The following is an 18,885-nucleotide window of genomic DNA, read 5'->3' on the forward strand; positions in this document are numbered from 1 at the left end:
AGCCCCCTGCCCGTCGCCGTTCGCCGGCCCGTCGCCGTTCCGCCGCGCACACACGGCGAAGGCCGCCCGATGCCGGGGTACGACATCGGGCGGCCTTTCGGCGGCGGACGGAACCGCCGCGGTGTGCACGGGTACGGCACCGCGCGCCGCTCGGCTGCGGGGCGGCCCACCGGCTACACGCCGACCTGTTGCCCCGGTGCGACGGTGGCGGTGTCCGGCGCCTGCCGGGCGGCGGCCGCAGCGGCGGCCTTCTCTCCGCGCATGACCAGCAGGGTGATCAGCCCGCCCACCGCCGCGATGCCCGCGGCACCGAGGAAGGCCGCGCTGAACCCCCGGGTGAGGGCCGGGAGATCGCCGAGCGTCCCGGCTCCCCGGGAGGTGGCGAGCGCGGTCAGCGCGGCCAGCCCGAGGGCCGAACCGACCTGGTACGTGGTGTTGACGATGCCGGACGCCAGGCCCGCCTGCTCCTGCGGCGCCCCGGACATCGCCGCCATCATGGCCGGGATGTAGGCGAGCGACATGCCCAGCGCGGCGACCAGCGAAGCGGGCAGCACATCGACCACGAAGGTGCCGGTCGGCTCGACGGCCGACAACCACACCAGACCGGCCGCCAGGACCAGCAGCCCGCCGCCGATCAGCGGCTTGGCCCCGACCTTGGCCAGCAGCCTCGCCGTAATGGCGGTCATGAAGATCATCAGCAGCACGGTCATCGGAAGCAGCGCCGCCCCCGAGGCGAACGCGCCGTACCCCAACACCTGTTGGAGGTAGAGGTTGAGGAAGTACCACATCGGGATCCAGGCCGCGCCCAGCAGCGCCATGCCCAGGTTGGCCGAGCCCAGTCGGGGCACCCGCCAGATGCCCAGCGACATCAACGGCTCCCGGATACCGCGCTGGAGCACCAGGAACAGCGCCAGCAGAAGCACCGCGCCGGCCAGTTCCAGCACGGTCTGCGAGGCACCCCAACCGACCTCCGGGGCCCGGACCACGGCGTACACCGCGAGCGCGAGACCGGCGGTGACGGAGACCGCCCCGAGCACGTCCACGCCACCGCGGCGGGACGCCACGGCCGGCAGCAGCTTGGTCGCGGCCAGCGTGACGACGCCGATCGGGATGTAGATGATGAACACCCACGGCCAGCTCAACCACTGGGTGAAGACCCCGCCGAGGAACACCCCGGCGGTACCGCCGGCCGGGGCCGCGGCGCCGTACAGCGCCATCGCCTTGCCGAGTTCCTTGGGGTCGTGCCCGAAGAGCATCATCAGCAGCGTCATCGCGGCGGGCGCGATCAGTGCACCGCCGATGCCCTGCACGGCGCGGCCGACGACCTCCACCCACGCGGTGGACGCGGCCGCCGCCACCACCGATCCGGCGATCAGCACGACCCAGCCGGCGGAGAAGACCTTGCGCGCCCCCAGCAGATCGGAGAGGCGTCCGCCGAGCAGCAGCAGACCGCCGAAGGCGATGACGTAGGCGTTGAAGACCCACTGCAACCCGCCCTGCGAGAAGCCCAGATCCTGCTGCATCTCGGGGAGTGCGACCCCGATGATCGAGGTGTCCATGATGACCATGAACTGGGCGGCGGCGAGCACGGCAAGCGCCCACCAGCGCCTCGGATTGACGGTTGACATTCCTCTACCCCTTCCCTTGGATACCCCCAGGGGGTACCTGCGCGGCGCAATCTAACATACCCCCAGGGGGTATGGGAGGGAAGAGAGTCCGCGAAGCCCGCCCGCAAGGAGGGCGTGCACCAGCGGCCGGACACCGGAGCCACCCCCTCGACAGGGGGACGGGGAGACAGCGAGGCAGCGGGACAGAGAGACGGGAAGACAGGACGACGGGACAACAGAGAGACAGGGGGCACGATGCGCACCGAACGCCCCCTGCCCTACCCTCGGGTCCGGGAGGTCGAGGACATGCGAACGAGCCGGCGGATGCGGGCGGCCGGTGCCTGGGGGCACCTGCTGCTGGTCGCCGTGCTCGCCCTGGGCGTCTTTGCGATGCACACACTCGGCCATCCCGTCGGCCACTCCGACGCCCCGGGTACGCCGATGGGGACCGCGGCCCACGGGGCCGTCACCCGCGCGCACCCGGCCCCGGACCACGGCACGGCCATGACAGCCATGACGACCGGGCCGACCGAGCCGACCGCAGCCCCCGAGCACGCCTCCGCACACCACGGCGGCAAGCCGTCCTCCCATCCGCCCGGCACGGGAATGGACATGACGCCCCTGTGCCTGGCCGTCCTCGGGAGCTGGGCCCTGGCCGGTCTCCTGTACGGGGCGCTGCGCCGCCGGGCCGACTGGCTGGTCCCGTTGCGCGCCGGCACCCTGGCCCTGCTGCGCCCCAACCCCCCGCCGCGGCCCCCCGACCTCGCCCACCTGTCGATCCTGCGGATCTAGGCCGAACGCCACCGCGGGCGCCCCGCGCTGCCCGCACACTCCCGCGTTCGCCCGAGACATCCACCGAACCGACCGCACGAGGTATCGACATGACCGCGCATCAGCGCATCGCCCAGCCTGCCCGCCGGACCGCCCGCCCGGGGGCCCGCCGCCTCGCCCTCACCGGCCTCGCCGCCGCCGCGGCCCTGTCCCTCGCCGCCTGCGGCGGGAGCACCGGAGGCGACCACAAGAACGGCGCCGACCACGGCGGCAAGCCGTCGGCCACGGCCGGCACCACCGGGAGCAACCCCGCACCGGGCCCGGTGGGCGACACGGACGTGAAGTTCGCCCAGGCGATGATCCCGCACCACCAGCAAGCCCTGGAGATGGCCCGGCTCGCCGACGGCCGCGCCGCCGACCCGGAGATCAAGAAGCTGGTCGCGGCGATCAAGCAGGCCCAGGACCCCGAGATCCAGCGGATGCGGTCCTGGCTCAAGGCGTGGGGCAAGCCCGAGTCCGCCGACACCATGCCCGGCATGGACCACGGCTCCGGCTCCATGGACCACGGCTCCACGGGCCACGGGTCCGGCATGTCCGGGATGATGTCCGACAAGGACATGAAGGAGCTCAAGGCCGCCAAGGGCCGGGACTTCGACCGGAAGTTCGCGTCGATGATGATCGCCCACCACAAGGGCGCGATCGACATGGCCAAGGACGAGCAGCAGCACGGCAGGAACGCCGCGGCCAAGAAGCTCGCCGACGACGTCGTCCGCACCCAGGCCGCCGAGGTCGCCGAGATGAACAAGCTCCTCGCCCGGCTCTGATCCCCCGCCCCAACCGGCCGCCGCGGCCCGTCACCCCCGGGCCGCGGCGGCCGCAGCGGCCGCCCGGCGCTCAGGCCAGGTATCCGCCGTCGATGTCCAGGACGGTACCGGTGACGAACGACGCCCCCGGGCTCGCGAGGAAGACCACGCCCGCCGCGATCTCCTCCGGGCGGCCGAACCGGCCCATGGGGTTGGCCGCGCGCTGCATGTCCGCGAAGGCACCCTCCGGCGGGTTCATGTCGGTGGCCACGCTGCCGGGCTGCACCACATTGACGGTGATGCCCCGGGGTGCCAGGTCCCGGGCCGCGCCCTTGCTGTAGCCGACGATCGCGGCCTTGGTCGCCGCGTAGTCGGCGACGCCCGAGAACCCGGCGCGGGCGGCCAGGGTCGACCCGACGGTGATGATCCGCCCGCCCTCCCCCAGGACGCCGGCCGCGGCCCGGATGGCCGTGGCGACGCCCGCCACGTTGACCGCCAACTGCCGGTCGAACGCCGCGAGATCCCCCGCGACGTCATCCACCGCGCCGTTCACGGACACCCCCGCGTTGTTCACCAGGACGTCCAACCGCCCGAAGTCGGCCGCCACGGCCGCCACCAGGTCCGCGACCTGCTGTCGGTCGGCCTGGTCGGCGCGGTAGGCGGCGGCCCGGACACCGGCCCGCTCCAGCTCGGCCACCATGTCCTCGGCCCGACCGCCGGACGCCGCGTAACTGATCGCCACCGCGGCCCCCTCGGCGGCCAGCGCACGGGCGACCGCCGCCCCGATCCCCCGCGAACCACCGGTCACCAACGCGACCTTGCCCGCCAACGCCCCGCCCACCGTTACCTCCGCGACCATCTCGACTCCCCACTCCCCGTCCACACGCGATCCACGTTTTGTACCGATCGATACCAAACGCTATCACGGTAATGGATCGGTCAGTACATAATCGAGGCGGCCGGAACCGGCGACGCGACATCCGGGCCCGCCCGAACCCCGCCCCACCCAAGGGATCACGACCCGGGACCCCTCCGACCCCGATCCCAATCCACCGGGCCGGCCCTAGCGGACCGCGAACCGCCCCAGGGCCGGTTCGAGTTGATCGAAGACCCGCCCGGCCTCGGCGTCGAGGGTCTTGGCGATCCGGGCGTCGCGATGGCCGGCCAGGGTGAGTTCCTGGATGCGGACGAACAACAGGCGCTGCGCGGCGGCGAGTTGGGCGGCGGCGGCACGGGGGACGATATCGTCCGCCGATGCGCCGGTAGCCCCGGCGAGCGCCTCGGCCAGGGCTCGTTCCCGCTGGTCGTGCAGTTCGCGCAGCCGGGCGGTGAGGGTCGGGCTGTCGGTGATCATCCGGGCGAAGACCGGCCCGGCGAACCCCGCGACGGGGTCGCGCTCCCGCAGGGCGGCGACGAAGGCGCGGCGCAGCGCGGCGAGCGCGGACTCCCCCGGCTCCCGGGAGTCGACGGCACGGGCGAGGCTCGCGACGAACTCCTCGTGGTGATCGAGCGCCAGATCCTCCTTGCGCGCGAAGTAGTTGGTGACGGTCTTCTTCGCGACGCGGGCAGCGGCGGCGATCTCGGCGATCGTCGTCGCCTCGAAGCCCTGCCGCTGGAAGAGACGGGTGGCGTGATCGGAGATCAGCTGCCTGGTCTCCTGCTTCTTGGTCTCACGGAGACCCAAGGGGGGCTCGATATCCATGCGGCAACTTTACCCCCGACATAAAAAACTTCTTGACCCCTTCATGCCCCCGATCTAAATTTACCCCCGTACTACTTTCTTTGACGTTCCCGTCCCATCCCGAGGAGCTCCCATCAACATCACCGCCTCCACCGTCTCGCTGACCGTCGACGACGTGGCCGCCTCCCGCGACTTCCTGACCGCACACTTCGGCTACGCCCAGGCCGCGGCCGCGGACGGCTTCGCCAAACTGACCCGGGACGATGCGGCCGTCGACATCGTGCTGTTGCGGCGCGGCATCGAGGTACTGCCCACGGAGCAGCGCGACCAGCGAGCCGGGGGCCTGATCCTCGCCTTCACGGTCACCGACCTCGTGGAACACGAGGAGCGCCTGCGCCGGACGGGCGTACCGATCACCATGCCGCTGCGCGAAGAGCCCTGGGGCGAGCGACTGTTCCAGGTCACCGACCCCAACGGCGTGGTGCTGCAACTCGTCGAGTGGACCTGAGGGCACAACCGAGGGCGGAGGAGAAAGGGGGCAGAGGAGAAGGGGGCAGAGGAACGGGCGGTGCGCCGGGCGCTCGCCCGGCGGGCATCGCCACCCGCGTCACCCCCGCGTCACCCCCGTGCCGGCGACTCCGGAGGGTGCGCCACGGCTCGCGCCAACAGGCTTTGCAGCGCGTCCTGTTCCGCCTGGGTCAGGCCGGCGAGGGGGGATTCCGCGTTGAGGAGCGTGAGCAGGCGTGCGCGGAGTTCGGTGCCCTGCGGGGTGAGGACCAGTTGCTTGGCGCGGCGGTCGGTGGGGTGCGGTCGGCGCTCGATCAACTGCTGCTTTTCGAGTTTGTCGACGACGAAGGTGGCGTTGGAGGGCTCGCAGCTCATCCGTTCGGCGAGTTCCCGCATCGACATCGGCCCGCTCAGTTCGCGCAGCGCGGTGGCCTGGGGTGCGGTGAGGCCCAGCGTGGCCGCGCGTCGGCGGACGTGGTCGGCGATCTGCTGGGCCAACCCGTTCACCAGGCCGCACAGCTGGCGCTCCGCGAGGGCCCGCGCTTCCGGGTTCGTCGTCATACGGCCATCGTACCAAGTGCAGCTAGCCTAAATATTCCGAGCTTGAATGATTCAAACTAGATGCTTATGGTGGCGGTGCCGCCCCACTCCCGGGGAGGCACCGGCGCCCCGCCACCGTGCGGAGCGCCCCAACACCCCTGCCCACCTCGCCTTTCGGAGGGACCGCGACCATGAGCACTGCCGCACCGAGCAAGGACGAACGACTGCATCGACCGGCCATCCTCCGATCGCTGCGGCTCGGCGAGACCAAGGTGACGTACGTACCGGACGGCGCGGTGCAGTTGATCCCGCGCCGCTGGCTGCCGGACACCACCGACGAGACCTGGGCCGCGCACCCCGCGTACCTGGACGCCACCGGGAATCTGGTGGCGGGCGTGGGCGGCCTCCTGGTGGAGCGCGGCGACCGCGCGCTGCTGATCGACGCCGGCGTCGGGCCGCAGTCGTTCCCGGCCGAACCCGGCAACGCGCACGGCGCCCTGCACGGCGGCGCACTGCTGGACAACCTCGCCGCCCTCGGCCGCCCGCCGGCCGACATCGAGGCGGTGGCCTTCACCCACCTCCACACCGACCACGTCGGCTGGGCCTGGCATCCCGCCCCCGGCAGCGACCGCCCCGCCTTCGCGCACGCCGACTACCTGGTCGCCGAGCCCGAGTGGACCCATCGCGACCTGCTCGAAGCGCACGGCACCGGTCCGGAGGTCCTGACGGCACTCGCGCCGTACGTCCGGACCGTGGCGGACGGCGAGGAGGTCTTCCCCGGCGTGCGGATACGGTTCCTCCTCGGCCACACGCCCGGGCACGCCGTCTACGAGATCACCGCGGGCGGCCGGCGGTTGATCGCCTTCGGCGACGCCCTGCACTCGCCGATCCAGGTCGACCATCCGGAGTGGTCCGCGGCCCCGGACCACGACCCCGCCCTGGCCGCCGACGCCCGCCGCCGGCTGGTCGCCGAACTCCGGGAACCGGACACCATCGGCTTCGGCATCCACTTCGCCGACGTGGTGTTCGGGCAGGTCCGGCCGGGTGGTGACGGTCCCGCCTGGCGCCCACTCGACGCCTGATCCGGGGTCCCCGCCGCCCGGCTCACCGGGCCGGCGGCCGGCTAACGGAAGGCCGGGCCCGCGAACAGCCGGCGCAACACGCCCTCCGCCGCGGCGGGTTCCACCGTCGCGGGAACGGCAGTGGCCGGCGCGTATTCGGTGATCCCGACCCCGGCGAGCGAGAAGCCGTCGGCGAGCGCCGTCAGGGCGTCCGCCAGTCGGTCGGGGTGCAGGCCCCCCGACTCCGGGCAGGACAGGCCGGTGAAATGGCCGGGGTCCAGCACGTCCAGGTCCAGATGGACGTAGACGTGCCGGGCGCCGGTGGCGGCCACGGTCGCGACCAGCCAAGCCGGATCGTCGAGGGCCGTGACCGGCAGCGCCGGGATGCGGGCGACGGCGAGGAACCGCCGCTCCTCGGCGTCGAGCGCGCGCACCCCGGCGAGGACCAGCCGCCGGGCGGCCAGGCGTCCGTCCGGCGCGGGCAGCAGCGCCGTCGGGCCGTGTCCCAGCAGGGTGCGCAACACCATGCCGTGGAAGCCGCCGGAGGGTGAGGTGGCCGGGGTGTTGAGGTCGGCGTGGGCGTCGAACCAGACGACGGCGAGGTCGTCCCCGTGGCGGGCCACCGCGTGGGACACCGGCCCGATTTCGATCCCGCAGTCACCGCCGACCGTCCGCAGCGGCCCCTCTCCCCAACCGGCCAGGGCTTCCCTGGTGGCCCGCAACGAGGCCGTCAGGACGTCGAGATGACGCACGCCGTCCCCGGTGCGGCCCGGTCGGGGGCTGACGGCGACGACCGTGCGCCGGGTCGCGGGCAGCAACGCACTCAGGCGGTGCGCACCGTCCGCCACCCGTTGCGGCGCGTCGGCCGCGGACCCCTGCCACTGGGGGACGACCAGCAGCCGGCCGGGGCGGTGGGCGGTGCGGGTCATGTCGTGTAGTCCGCGTTGATCCGGACGTAGCCGGCGGACAGGTCGCAGCCGAACACGGTCGCCGCACCGTCCCCGAGACCGAGGGTGATGGTGATGTCGACCTCGCTGCGGCGCATCGCGGCGGTGAGTTCCGCGAGTAGGTCCGGGGTCGGCTCGGCCGGGTAGACCTCGGTGTCGCCGAAGGCGACGGTGACGCGGTGCGGCACGATGTCGCGGTCCTCGGTGTTCTTGCCGATGGCCATCAGGACCCGCCCCCAGTTGGGGTCCGCGCCGTGCACGGCGGTCTTGACCAGGGGCGAGTTGACGACGCTCTTGGCGATCCGCTTGGCCTGCGGGGCGTCGCCCGCCTCGGTGACGGTGACCCGTAGGAGCTTGGTGGCGCCCTCGCCGTCACTGGCGAGTTGGTGGGTGAGGTCCAGGCACAGGTCGGCGAGGGCCGCGGCGAACTCCGCCGGATCGACCGGGCCGGCCGCGCCGTTGGCGAGCACCGCCACGGTGTCGGAGGTGGAGGTGTCGGTGTCCACGCTCAGGCAGTTGAACGTCGTGTCGACGGCCGTCCGCAGCGCTCGGTCCAGGTCCGCCGCCGTGAGCGCGGCATCGGTGACGACGTAGGCCAGCATCGTGGCCATGTTCGGCTCCAGCATGCCGACGCCCTTGGCGATGCCGACGATCCGGGCGCCGCCGACCGTGCGGACGGCGGTCTTCGGGCGGGTGTCGGTGGTCATCATGGCCCGCGCCACGTCCGACGGTGCCGCGGTGAAGGCGTCGGTGCCGCGCTGCGCGGTCCGGTCGAAGTGCGCCCGGATGGTGTCCATGGGCAGCGGGCGCCCGATGACGCCGGTGGACCCGATGAGCACCTCGCCCTCCGGGACGTCCAGGATCCCGGCGACCCGGCCGACCACTTCGGCGGCGTGCTCGGCGCCTTGCCGGCCGGTGGCGACATTGGCGTTCTGCGCCAGGGTGACCACGGCGCGCAGCCTCCGCCCGGCGGCGTGGGCACGGCTGAGGACCACCGCGGGCCCGGCGAAGAGGCTCTTGGTGAACATCGCGGCACTGACGGCCGGGCGGTCCGAGGCCACGATCGAGATGTCGTCGCCGTGGTCCCGCAGTCCGCCGTGCCCGGTGAAGGCCCGGAAGCCGACCGGCCATACGAGATCCGCACCACCGGGAGAATAATCATGCGTCATGCGGAATACTTTTGCAGGGAGTTGGCGGGCTGTCCAGCGCTTTTCGCCCCCCGCGTCAGGTCCGGGCACACGCCACTTCCGCACGATGGCCCGATGCGGCGCATACGAAAGTGATCAGGTTTGCGGCGAGCCGGCCCGGAACATGAATCAACCGCCCCGACGCCCTCCCCGCTCCGCGCAGCGTCCTTCACCCCGGGCAAGGGGCCCTGTGTCGCGCAGTCGAGCAGGCCACCAGGCGAGGAAAGGTATTCCAGCCCATGCCCCACGTGCCGCCGCTCACGTCGCCGCATTCCACCGCCCCGTCCTTACCGACCGAAGCCTGCGCCCCCACCCCACCCACCGGCCATCACCCCATCAACGGGCAGGGACCCGCGGCGAGTTGCCCGTCGCGCACCCTCGACACGCGCCCGCTCGGATGAGCCGGCCCGCCCCCGGCCGGGACGGTGCGGCCACCGCCCCCGCACCCCGCCGGCGCATCGGTCTCGAACTCGAATTCCCGGTCGTGTCACGCGCCACCGGCCGGGGCATGGACCGCGCCACGGCGGCGAAGCTGTGGCCCGCATTCGCCGCCCGGAACGCCTCGTGGACCCTCGCCCGGGAAGAGATCACCGGCATCACCCTCGGCGTGACCCGGCCCCACGGGGAGTACGCGGACCACGTGAACACCGACACCGGCATCTGCACCGTCGAGCTGTCCCTGGCCCCCGCGGAGACCGTCGGCCAGGCGGTGACGGCCGCCCACACCGTCCTGCGCGATCTCCGCCAGGCCCTCGACCCCCTCGGCCACACCGTGCTCAGCGCCGGCATCCAGCCCCACACCTGGTTCGACTCCGCCCGCAAGACCCGGAAGGACTGGTACCTGCTGCTGGCCCGGCGCTGGCACTTCCACCACTGGTTCGTCCCGATCGCCTCCCACCAGGTGTCGGTCGACGTCACACCGCACGAGGCGGCCCGCGCGGTGAACGTCCTCAGCGGCTTCGCCGGGGTCTTCACGGCCCTCACGGCCGGTTCGCCGATCGCCCGGGGCCGGATCCAGCCGTGGAAGGAGACCCGGAACTGGGTGTGGCACGAACGGAGCGGGAGGGTTCCGGCCGAAGAGGCGCGGTACACCTCCAACGCCATTCCGGCGGCCCCCTACCCCGACATCGGGGCGTACATCGAGCACTACTGGGCCTCCCACATCTACTTCCTCACCAACCGCAAGAGCGGCGGCTGCGAGGTGCTGGGCGGCGCGTCGTTCCGGGACTTCCTGCTGTCCCCGGAGCCGGTCCCGGCCCGACAGGTCACCGGCGAACGGATCATGGTCGCCCCCGAGCGGAACATGCTCGACCGCATCCACCAATACGGCTGGCCGGCCGCCAAGTTGCACTACGGCTTCGACCCCGGCACCCACCTCGACGACGTCCGCGCCGCCCTCACCCAGGGCCGGATCGGGCCGTACTTCGAGGAGCACGCGGTCAACTGCTACGTGGAGAACCGCACCAGCGGCGTCGCCCCGCAGGGAGAGGAAGGCGTCGCCGCGGCCCTGACCCTCGGGCTCGTGGAACGGCTCGACGAGGCCGAGGCACTGCTGCACAAGGTCCCCTGGGACGACTGGCGCACCCTGTGGGTCCGTGCCAGCAAACACGGACTCGGCGCGGAGGACCCCGCCTCGCTCGCCCGTATCCGGGAGCTCCTGGAACTCGCCGCCGACGGCCTACGCGCCCGCGGCGCCGGGGAAGAGACCTACCTCGCGCCGCTGTTCACCCGCCTGGCGCGGCGCGAGACCCCCGCCGACCGCATGCTGGCGGCGTTCCGCGACGGCGGCGTCCCCCGCCTCCTCGACGCCTTCGGCCACACCCCCTGACACCACCCGACCACGACGCCGCCGACTCCGGCCCCGCCGCCCCACCTCACCCCTTCGACCGGCGCCGCCCACTACGCCGCGGCGCCGGCTCGGCCCCACCGAGCAGACTCAACCGCCGTTCCTCGCCGTGGGTTTCGACCTGCACCACGACCCGGCGGAGCAGCTCCGCCACGCACCGGCACTCCGCACCGTCGAGCTGCCCGGTGACGAACGCCTCCTCGGCGTTGAACTCGGGCACGACCCGGCACATCAGGGCCTCGCCCTCCGCCGTCAGGCGGAGCAACACCAGCCTGCCGTCGTCGGGGTGGTCGGCGCGCCGTAGCAACCCCCGGGACTCCAGGGTCCGGACGACACCGGTGAGGGTCCCCTTGGAGATCCCGACCTCCTCGGCCACGTGCCGGGTCTCCGACTCGCCCCGGATCCACACCACCCAGAGCACCACGAACGCGGTCCACGTCAGGTCCGGGCCGCGCAGCACGGAGTTCTCGACGTGCTGCCGTACGGCCGAGGCCGCGCGGTGAACGCCCGCGACCACCGCCATCTGCTCGTAGTGCACCGGAAGGCCGCCGAGCTTCACCTCGACCAGTCTCCCGACCTCCTCAACGGAACGCTGGCCCAGCACGGAACCCTCCTCCATCGGCGATGCACACCGTGCCCCGCGGTGCGGGCACGAGACCGTTCGGAGCCAAAATATACGCAGTAATCATGACAAATCGGCGAACCACACGCCGGGAGGACGGGCTCGACCAGTTGCCGGCCCGACTCGTGGCCCCTTCCGTCACGGAGGCGACGGTCGCGCTCCCCTCCGCCCCGCTCGGGGGCGGAGGGACGCCGCCGTCACGCCGTTCCGTCCGTCCCCGTGCCCGTCCCCTCCCCCGGTTCCGGGAGCCAGTGCGACATGAAGGGCCGACTGGTGACGAAGTCCCGGAACTTCAGGGCGGCCGCGGACGCGTAGGCGTCCTCGTGCCAGACCAGGGTCAGGGTCCGGTGACAGTGGGGGGCGTCGACGCGCACCCAGGCGCCCTGGTGGCGGGTGGCGAGCCGGCGGGACATGGCCGGCACGAGGCCGATGCCCAGGCCGGCGCTGACCAGGTCTCCGCTGGCACCCGGCTCGTCGCCCTCGCAGGACAGCTTCGGCGTGAGGCCCTCCGCGGCGAAGAGGCGCTCCAGTAGGGCGCGGGGCCAGGTCCCGATGCGGGTGGTGACGAAGGGTTCGTCGGCGAGCTCCGGGATGGTCACCCGGTCCCGGTCGGCCAGCGGGTGCCCGAGCGGCACGGCGAGCAGCACTTCCTCGCGTGCCAGCTCGACGATGTGGAGGTTCGGACCGGTCAGCGGCTGGGACGCGATGCAGAAGTCGACCTCCCTGGCGCGCAGTCGGCGCTCCATCTCCTCCGCGGTCGCTTGGAAGAGCCGTACCTCAGCGCGGGGGTAGGCGGCGCGGAAGGCGCCCAGGAGGTGGGTGAGGGTCAGCAGGGTCTCGGCGGCGACGGAGACCCTGCCCAGGACCTGGTCACGGGCTTCGAGCAACGCCCGTCGTCCGTCGTCGAGTTCGCTCAGTGCGCGCTCGACGTGGCGCAGGAACGTCATGCCGTACTGGTTGAGCCGGATGCGGCGGCCCCGCCGGTCGAAGAGCGGTGTGCCCACCTCGGTCTCCAGTCGGGCGATGGCGCGGCTGAGCGAGGGCTGGGCGACCCGTAGTTCCTCCGCGGCCCGGCTGACGTGTTCGTACCGGGCCACGACCTGGAAGTAGCGCAGCTGCAGGAGATCCATCGTCGACCTTTCCTTGGTTGTTCGTGATCCTCACCATGGGACTGGTCCCGCTCGTGGCGCTCATGCACACCCGTGCCGCGCTCACCCGGGATCCCGCCCCTCGACCGCGGCCGGATCCGGGCCGGGTGACGGCAAGAAGGGCGGGCGGGGCGGGCGGAGCGGTCAGGGGGCCGGGGCGGTCGTCAGGGTCAGGGCCTCGGGGAGGGCCGCGCTGGCATCGCGGAGGTGGGTGGCCAGGTCGCTGCGGGTGGGGTCGCCGGGCAGCGACGTCCAGCTGTCCAGTGCGCAGTGGAAGGCGGCGACGAGCAGGTCGACGGCGAGCCGGGGGCGGAGGTCGTCCGCGGCGGGGAGGCCGAAGCGGCGGTGGAGGACGTGGACTGCGGCGCGGCTGGTGTCCTGGCAGAAGCGCAGGCCGTGCGCGTCCATGGACGGGTTCTGGGCGGCCAGCCGGCGGCTGAGGCGAACGCGTTGCGGCCAGTCGGCGGCGGGCGTCCCGTCCAGTGCGGTGAGCAGCGCCTCCTGGAGCAGTTCCATGAGCGGTCCGCCGGTGGGCTCGCAGGTCTCCAGGTCGGCCAGGAAGGCCCGCCAGAGGTCCTGGAGCGGCGCCATGGCGACGTCTTCCTTGCTGGTGAAGTGCCGGAAGAAGGTGCGCTTGGAGGTGTCCACCGCATCGCAGAGCTCGTCGAGCGTCACGCGGTGGAAGCCGCGCTCGGTGAAGAGTTCCAGGGCGGTGTTGACCAGGGCTTCCCGGGTCCGCAGCTTCTTGCGTTCGCGCAGCGGCAGGCGGTCTGCGGCGTCGAGCGGTGGAGGTGGGGTGCCCATGCCGGACAGCGTACCCGAGGGGTGAATGCCACTTGCGAGCTTATGCCACTCAGTGGCATAACTGGGGATCACTGGTTCCCGTCGTCTCGCGAAGGGTGCACCGCGCCATGCGTGCTCTGCTCGTCGACCGCTCCACCTCCACCGGCCTCCGGCTCGGCCGGGCCCCCGAGCCCGAACCCGCGCCGCACCAGGCCCTGGTACGGGTGGCGGCGACCTCCCTCAACTACGGCGAGGTGAGCACCGGCCTCCAGCAGGCCGCCAACGGCACCGTCCTGGGATGGGACGCGGCCGGGGTGGTCGAGCGCGCGGCGGCCGACGGTTCCGGCCCGGCCGCCGGCACGCCCGTGGTGACCCTCGGACCGGGTGGGGGCTGGGCCGAACTCCGCGCCGTGGACACCGACTTGATGGGAGTGGTACCCGACGGCGCCGACCCCGGAGCGCTCAGCACCATCCCGGTGGCCGGCACCACCGCACTGCGCGCCCTGCACCGCCTCGGCCCCCTCCTGGGACGACGCGTCCTGATCACCGGCGCCACCGGCGGCACCGGCCGCTACGCGGTCCAGCTCGCCCGACGCGGCGGAGCGCACGTCACCGCCTCCACCGGCTCCCCGGAACGGCACGGTGCGGGCCTGCGCGACCTCGGCGCGCACGAGGTGGTGGCCGACCCCCGGCAGCTCGCGGCCGCCGTGGACGGCGTCGTCGACCTCGTGGGGGGACCGCAACTCGTCGACGCCTACGAGCGGTTGGCCGAAGGCGGCACGTTGGTCGCGGTCGGGCACTCCGCCCATGCGGACGAGTCCTTCCCCTACGGGGCGCTCTTCGGCGACCAGGGGCGGCACGACCGTTCCCTCACCACGTTCTTCCTGCTCGGCTGCACCGGACTCGCCCGCGACCTGACATGGCTCGCCGACCGGGTCGCGGCCGGCGAGCTCACCCCGCACCTCGCCTGGCGCGGCACCTGGGACGACGCCGCCGGCGCCCTCGACGCCCTGCTCGGCCGGCGGCTGCACGGCAAGGCCGTCCTGGACATCGGCTGAGCCGGGCGGCTCCGGAGCCGAGCCGGTGGGCGGGGCGGGCCGGTGGTGCGTAGCGTGGTGGCTGAGGAGGGGCGTCCCGCTCTGGAGGCGCGTACGTGAGGTCGGACATCGACTACCGGGCGCTGTTCGTCGCCACGCCGAGCCCGTACCTGGTGCTGGGTACGGACCTGGTGGTCGTCGACGTCAATGACGCGTACTGCCGGGCCACCGGCCGTTCCTGCGAGGAACTGGTGGGGCAGCACCTGTTCACCGCGTTCCCGGACAACCCCACGGACAGCTTGGCCGACGGGGTGCGCAACCTGCGCGCCTCCCTGGAACGGGTGCTGGCCACCGGCCGGACGGACACCATGCCGGTGCAGCGGTACGACATCCCGGTGCTCAACCGGCCCGGGGGCTTCGAGGAACGCTGGTGGTCACCGGTCAACACGCCGGTGCACGGACCGGACGGGCAGGTGGCCTACATCATCCACCGGGTGGAGGACGTCACCGATTTCGTGCGTACCCGCCGGCTCCACGGCCCCCGCCCCTTGGCCGAGCGGGCGCAGAGCATGGAGGCCGAGCTGTACGTCCGGGCCCGTGAACTGCAACGGCTCAACGACGAGCTGCGGGCCGCGCACGCCCGGGAGCGCCAGGTCGCCGTCACCTTGCAGGAGGCGATGCTGCACTCCCCCGACCTGGCCCGGCACGGGGACGTCGCGGTGCGTTACCTGCCGGCGGTCGGCTCGCTGAACGTGTGCGGCGACTGGTACGACACCGTCGACCTGGCCGACGGTCGCTTCTCGGTCGCCGTCGGCGACGTGGTCGGTCACGGCCTGGAGGCCGCCACCGTCATGGGCATGCTGCGCAGTGCGCTGTCCGCGGCCAGTCGGGCGGTGTCCGGGCCCGCACAGGCGCTGGAGGTACTGGGCCTGTACGCCCGCTCGGTGGACGGTGCCCTGGCGACGACCGCGGTCAGCGTCTTGATCGACACCCGCTCGAAGCTGATCGTCTACTCCAGCGCCGGCCATCCGCCTCCCGTGCTGCTCGGCGCCCAGGGCACCCACCAGCTGCTGGACCAGGCCACCGACCCGCCGTTGGGGGCCCGGCCCGAGCACGTGCCCCGCCCGCAGGCCGGCACTTCCTACCGCACCGGTGACACCCTCGTGCTGTACACCGACGGCCTCATCGAGCGGCGGGGCGAGGACATCGACGCCGGTCTGGGCCAGCTCACCGACGCGCTGTCCACCATGAGCCACCTCAGCCCCCAGCGGCTGGCCGACGCCCTGCTCGCCCGGCTCGGCGTGGCGGGCGGCGCCCGGGACGACGTCGCCCTCGTCGTCGTCCGCCTCTGACCCGCGGGCAGCCACTCGTAGCCGCCGCCCCGCGTCGCGCCCGCCGCGGGGGGACAGAACCGCGTATGGGGCCTATGCCCGGAGATTATGCGACCGATGACCAACAGGTCTTGGACAACATCACAGCGCCGCATGAAAGTTGAGGGGCCGGAGCTCGTGCCACACCGGATCACACGGCAAGGACGGTCTGATGTCTCACGCGTGCCCGATGTCCGCCGCGTCCCCGACGCATCGGAACGCGACGCCGTGCCCCCTCCCCAGCACGTCGTCCGGCGCCCCGTCCCCTCTCCCCCACCCGTGCCGCGCCACGCACCGTGCAGTGCGTTGACGACGGTGGGCTGCCGGTCCCGGTCGCGCTCACGGACTGGCCCTGCCCACCTCCCCCTCGCAGTCGCGGGCACGAGAAAGGTTCGCTGTGGTACTTGCCGAATCCCACGTCCGTCCGGAGATCCGCCGGGAGAAACCCGTCAGGGTGGCCATCGCCGACCATCAGGAGTTCGCCCGCGTCGGAATCGGCGCGCTGTTGGAACGGGGCAAGGAGATCCAGGTGGTCGGCGTGGCCGAAGACTCTTCGGGGGCGTTGGACCTGGTGGCGAGGGAGCGGCCCGATGTGCTCCTGATGGATGCGTCGCTCCCGCCCAAGGGGTGGCACGAAGTGAGCAGCGTCGTGCACCGGGCCGGACCGCGGCGATGGCCCACCCGCATGATGGTCATGGTGGAACGGCACACCGACGACCTCCTGTTGAGCGCCATGCGGGGCGGCGTCACCGGATACGTGCTCAAGGACTCCCCGGACTGGATCCTCTCGACGGCCATCCGCTCGGTCGCCGAAGGGGACACCTTCCTCGCGGGCTCGGTGATCCGCCGCCTCTTCTCCGGTTTCACCCTCCTGCCGAACGACGGCTCGGCCGGCCTGTCCGCGGAGTTGGCCGAACTCAACGAACGGGAGCTGCACGTGGTCCGCGGCATCGGCGGCGGACTGTCGAACCGGGAGATCTCCCGGCGCCTCGGCGTCGCCGAGAACACCGTCAAGTCGTACGTCTCGGTGATCATGGCCAAGCTCAAGGTGCGCAACCGCGTGGAAGTGGCTTTGACCGCCTGCCGGCTCGGCCTCGTCCCGCTGCGTTCGTTCACGGACGCGGAGCGCCCGCGGAACCCGTGACGGCCCCTGGGCGGTCGGCCGTCAGCAGTGCGTCCAGGTGCTGGGCGAGCTGCTCGATGCCGGGGTACTCGTAGAAGACCGCCAGCGGTACGTCGAGTCCGAAGACCTCGGCCACCGCCCTCCGTACCCTCGGCACCTTCAGGGAGTCACCGCCCAGGGCGAAGAAGTCCCCCTCCTGACCGTCCGCGGCGACGCCCAGGACGTGGGACCAGATGTCGGCCACCTTCCGCTGTGTGGCGGAGAGTTCGGCGGACCGGGCGTCCGACGCCCGGTCCGTGGTGGTCGCGTCCTGGGCGGTGGCCTTCAGGGTGCGCTTGTCCACCTTGCCGGAGACCGTCAGTGGCATCGCGTCGATCAGCACGAACCGGGCGGGCACCATGGTGTGCGGGAGGCGGGCCGCCAGTGCGGACCTCAACTCCGCGGGGGAAAGCGTGCCTTGTTCCCTCGGCTGGACGTAGGCGTGCAGCTGCCGGTCGCCGGTGTCGCCGGTCACCGGGATGACCGCGGCGTGCAGGACGCCGGGGAGCTCCGCCACGGCCACCTCGATCTCGCCTAGCTCCACCCGGACACCGCGGATCTTCACCTGGTCGTCGATCCGGCCTTCGAAGACGAGGGTGCCGTCGGGCCGTCGGGCGGCGAGGTCGCCGGTGCGGTAGACGCGGTAGCCCGGTGCGTCGTGCGGATCCGGGAGGAAGGCGCGCTCGGTCTCGGCGGGGCGATGGAGATATCCGTGCACCAAGAAACGGCTGCGGACGCGTATTTCTCCGATGTCGCCGTCCGGTACGAGGGTGCCGTCCTCGTGGCACAGCAGCACTTCACGGCCGGGCAGCGGAATTCCTATGGGCACCGTTCGGGAATCGTCGGGGCTTTCCGTGATGCGGTGGTAGGTCGCCAGAATGCATTCGGCCGGTCCGTACATGTTGAAGAGGTCGGCCCGTGGGAAGACCCGCCGTGCCTCCTGCGCGAGCGCCGGCGACAGGGCTTCGCCGGCGATGGTGATACCGCGCAAGGCGTCCAGGGTGGCGTGCCCGTCCGTGGCCGTCACCGCGTCGAAAAGCGCGCGATACAGGCTCGGTGCGGTCTGAATATGGGTCACGTCATGGCGTCGTATCCAGTCGAGTACGAGGTGCACATCGGCCTTGACGGACGGCGGCGGCATCACCAGCGTCGCGCCGGTACCGATGGCGGAGAAGATCTCCACATAGGAGGCGTCGTAGACGAACTGTGCCCATTGGAGCACCTTCGACCGTTCGGTCATGCCGACTTCCGCCGTGAACCAGCGGGTGAACTCATCGATATTGGCGCGTCGCTGGACGATGCCTTTCGGCGTGCCGGTCGAGCCCGACGTGTAGACGATCACGGCGGTGTCCTCGGGGACGGCCCCGGACTGGCGGCGTCGGCCCAGGCGCTCGACGGCGGCGGTCGCGGTCCCGTCGATCTGCACCACGGCGAGGTCCGGTCCGGCGAGGTCGCGGACCATACCGTCCCCGCGGCCGCCGGCGTCGGTCACCAGGCATCCGGCCCCGGAATCGGCCAGCACGGTGCGGTTCCGGGCGGCCGGCTGGGCGCCGTCCAGCCAGACGAAGGCGGCACCGGTCTCCACCGTCGCCAGCATCGCCGCCACCGCGTCCGGTCCGCGTTCCAGGCTGAGCGCCACCGTCGTGCCCGCCTCGGCGCCGGTGAAGGCGAGGACATCGGCGTAATGGTCGATGCGGTCGCGCAGTTGGCCGTACGACAGGATTTCGCCGTCGGAAATGATGGCGGGGCGGTCGTCGCCTTTGCGGATTCGGTTCGTGAAGTCCATCTGCTGGTGTGTGGAGATGCCCACGCC

18 protein-coding genes are annotated in these 18,885 nt (G+C 72.3%); 8 read left to right on the forward strand and 10 right to left on the reverse strand.

Annotated features, from left to right (window positions below; genetic code table 11):
* Window positions 1-173: 173 nt before the first annotated feature.
* Window positions 174-1,628 carry an MFS transporter gene (locus ACFVT2_RS03830; RefSeq protein ID WP_390011712.1) on the reverse strand — a complete coding sequence of 485 codons (1,455 nt, stop codon included), beginning with the start codon at window positions 1,626-1,628 and terminating at the stop codon, window positions 174-176.
* A gap of 234 nt (window positions 1,629-1,862) precedes the next feature.
* Between ACFVT2_RS03830 and ACFVT2_RS03835 the strand changes: the two genes are divergently transcribed.
* Together ACFVT2_RS03835 and ACFVT2_RS03840 are read left to right on the forward strand one after the other, a co-directional pair.
* Complete coding sequence (locus ACFVT2_RS03835) at window positions 1,863-2,399, forward strand: hypothetical protein (protein ID WP_390011715.1); 537 nt, start codon at window positions 1,863-1,865, stop codon at window positions 2,397-2,399.
* A gap of 89 nt (window positions 2,400-2,488) precedes the next feature.
* Entirely contained in the window at window positions 2,489-3,202 is a 714-nt protein-coding gene (locus ACFVT2_RS03840; protein ID WP_390011718.1) for a DUF305 domain-containing protein, read from the forward strand.
* Window positions 3,203-3,272: 70 nt separating this feature from the next.
* On the opposite strand, the gene ACFVT2_RS03845 is transcribed toward ACFVT2_RS03840, so the two are convergent.
* Window positions 3,273-4,040 carry an SDR family NAD(P)-dependent oxidoreductase gene (locus ACFVT2_RS03845; RefSeq protein ID WP_390011720.1) on the reverse strand — a complete coding sequence of 256 codons (768 nt, stop codon included), beginning with the start codon at window positions 4,038-4,040 and terminating at the stop codon, window positions 3,273-3,275.
* A 204-nt stretch (window positions 4,041-4,244) separates the two neighbouring features.
* On the reverse strand, window positions 4,245-4,883 hold the full coding sequence (locus tag ACFVT2_RS03850) for a TetR/AcrR family transcriptional regulator (protein ID WP_390011723.1): 639 nt from the start codon (window positions 4,881-4,883) through the stop codon (window positions 4,245-4,247).
* Window positions 4,884-4,995: 112 nt separating this feature from the next.
* Between ACFVT2_RS03850 and ACFVT2_RS03855 the strand changes: the two genes are divergently transcribed.
* Entirely contained in the window at window positions 4,996-5,370 is a 375-nt protein-coding gene (locus ACFVT2_RS03855; protein WP_390012235.1) for a VOC family protein, read from the forward strand.
* Window positions 5,371-5,480: 110 nt separating this feature from the next.
* Here ACFVT2_RS03855 and ACFVT2_RS03860 read toward each other — a convergent pair whose 3' ends face one another.
* On the reverse strand, window positions 5,481-5,930 hold the full coding sequence (locus ACFVT2_RS03860) for a MarR family winged helix-turn-helix transcriptional regulator (RefSeq protein WP_390011726.1): 450 nt from the start codon (window positions 5,928-5,930) through the stop codon (window positions 5,481-5,483).
* Window positions 5,931-6,100: 170 nt separating this feature from the next.
* On the opposite strand from ACFVT2_RS03860, the gene ACFVT2_RS03865 reads away from it, so the two are divergent.
* Window positions 6,101-6,991 (forward strand): MBL fold metallo-hydrolase, encoded by an 891-nt coding sequence (locus ACFVT2_RS03865; protein WP_390011729.1) that lies wholly within the window; start codon window positions 6,101-6,103, stop codon window positions 6,989-6,991.
* A gap of 41 nt (window positions 6,992-7,032) precedes the next feature.
* Here ACFVT2_RS03865 and ACFVT2_RS03870 read toward each other — a convergent pair whose 3' ends face one another.
* Window positions 7,033-7,899, reverse strand: a complete 867-nt coding sequence (locus ACFVT2_RS03870; RefSeq protein ID WP_390011732.1) for an arginase family protein — start codon at window positions 7,897-7,899, stop codon at window positions 7,033-7,035.
* Window positions 7,896-9,086 carry a bifunctional glutamate N-acetyltransferase/amino-acid acetyltransferase ArgJ gene (gene argJ / locus ACFVT2_RS03875; RefSeq protein WP_390011735.1) on the reverse strand — a complete coding sequence of 397 codons (1,191 nt, stop codon included), beginning with the start codon at window positions 9,084-9,086 and terminating at the stop codon, window positions 7,896-7,898. Before argJ ends, ACFVT2_RS03870 begins: the two co-directional genes overlap by 4 nt.
* Window positions 9,087-9,501: 415 nt before the next feature.
* On the opposite strand from argJ, the gene ACFVT2_RS03880 reads away from it, so the two are divergent.
* Window positions 9,502-10,932 carry a glutamate-cysteine ligase family protein gene (locus ACFVT2_RS03880; protein WP_390011738.1) on the forward strand — a complete coding sequence of 477 codons (1,431 nt, stop codon included), beginning with the start codon at window positions 9,502-9,504 and terminating at the stop codon, window positions 10,930-10,932.
* 46 nt (window positions 10,933-10,978) lie between these two features.
* Here the strand turns inward: ACFVT2_RS03880 and ACFVT2_RS03885 are convergent, their stop codons facing one another.
* The 3 genes from ACFVT2_RS03885 to ACFVT2_RS03895 all read right to left on the reverse strand — a co-directional run bounded on the left by ACFVT2_RS03885 (window position 10,979) and on the right by ACFVT2_RS03895 (window position 13,524).
* Window positions 10,979-11,569, reverse strand: coding sequence for a MarR family winged helix-turn-helix transcriptional regulator (locus ACFVT2_RS03885; protein WP_390011740.1), 591 nt, complete (start codon window positions 11,567-11,569; stop codon window positions 10,979-10,981).
* A gap of 200 nt (window positions 11,570-11,769) precedes the next feature.
* Window positions 11,770-12,702 (reverse strand): LysR family transcriptional regulator, encoded by a 933-nt coding sequence (locus tag ACFVT2_RS03890; RefSeq protein ID WP_390011743.1) that lies wholly within the window; start codon window positions 12,700-12,702, stop codon window positions 11,770-11,772.
* A gap of 162 nt (window positions 12,703-12,864) precedes the next feature.
* A complete protein-coding gene (locus ACFVT2_RS03895) occupies window positions 12,865-13,524 on the reverse strand; it encodes a TetR/AcrR family transcriptional regulator (protein ID WP_390011746.1) in 660 nt (219 codons plus the stop codon).
* A gap of 107 nt (window positions 13,525-13,631) precedes the next feature.
* Here ACFVT2_RS03895 and ACFVT2_RS03900 point away from each other — a divergent pair, with 107 nt between their 5' ends.
* From ACFVT2_RS03900 to ACFVT2_RS03910, 3 genes are all read left to right on the forward strand, one after another.
* Window positions 13,632-14,561: a zinc-binding dehydrogenase gene (locus tag ACFVT2_RS03900; RefSeq protein WP_390011749.1), complete on the forward strand. Its 930-nt coding sequence runs from the start codon at window positions 13,632-13,634 to the stop codon at window positions 14,559-14,561.
* Window positions 14,562-14,656: 95 nt separating this feature from the next.
* Complete coding sequence (locus ACFVT2_RS03905; protein ID WP_390011751.1) at window positions 14,657-15,892, forward strand: SpoIIE family protein phosphatase; 1,236 nt, start codon at window positions 14,657-14,659, stop codon at window positions 15,890-15,892.
* A gap of 472 nt (window positions 15,893-16,364) precedes the next feature.
* Window positions 16,365-17,054, forward strand: a complete 690-nt coding sequence (locus ACFVT2_RS03910) for a LuxR C-terminal-related transcriptional regulator (protein WP_390011754.1) — start codon at window positions 16,365-16,367, stop codon at window positions 17,052-17,054.
* On the opposite strand, the gene ACFVT2_RS03915 is transcribed toward ACFVT2_RS03910, so the two are convergent.
* Window positions 17,023-18,882: an amino acid adenylation domain-containing protein gene (locus ACFVT2_RS03915; RefSeq protein WP_390011757.1), complete on the reverse strand. Its 1,860-nt coding sequence runs from the start codon at window positions 18,880-18,882 to the stop codon at window positions 17,023-17,025. The two genes, ACFVT2_RS03910 and ACFVT2_RS03915, sit on opposite strands and share 32 nt — an antisense overlap.
* Window positions 18,883-18,885 lie beyond the last annotated feature (3 nt).

The organism is Streptomyces sp. NPDC058000 (genome assembly GCF_042886435.1).
Taxonomy (GTDB): domain Bacteria; phylum Actinomycetota; class Actinomycetes; order Streptomycetales; family Streptomycetaceae; genus Streptomyces.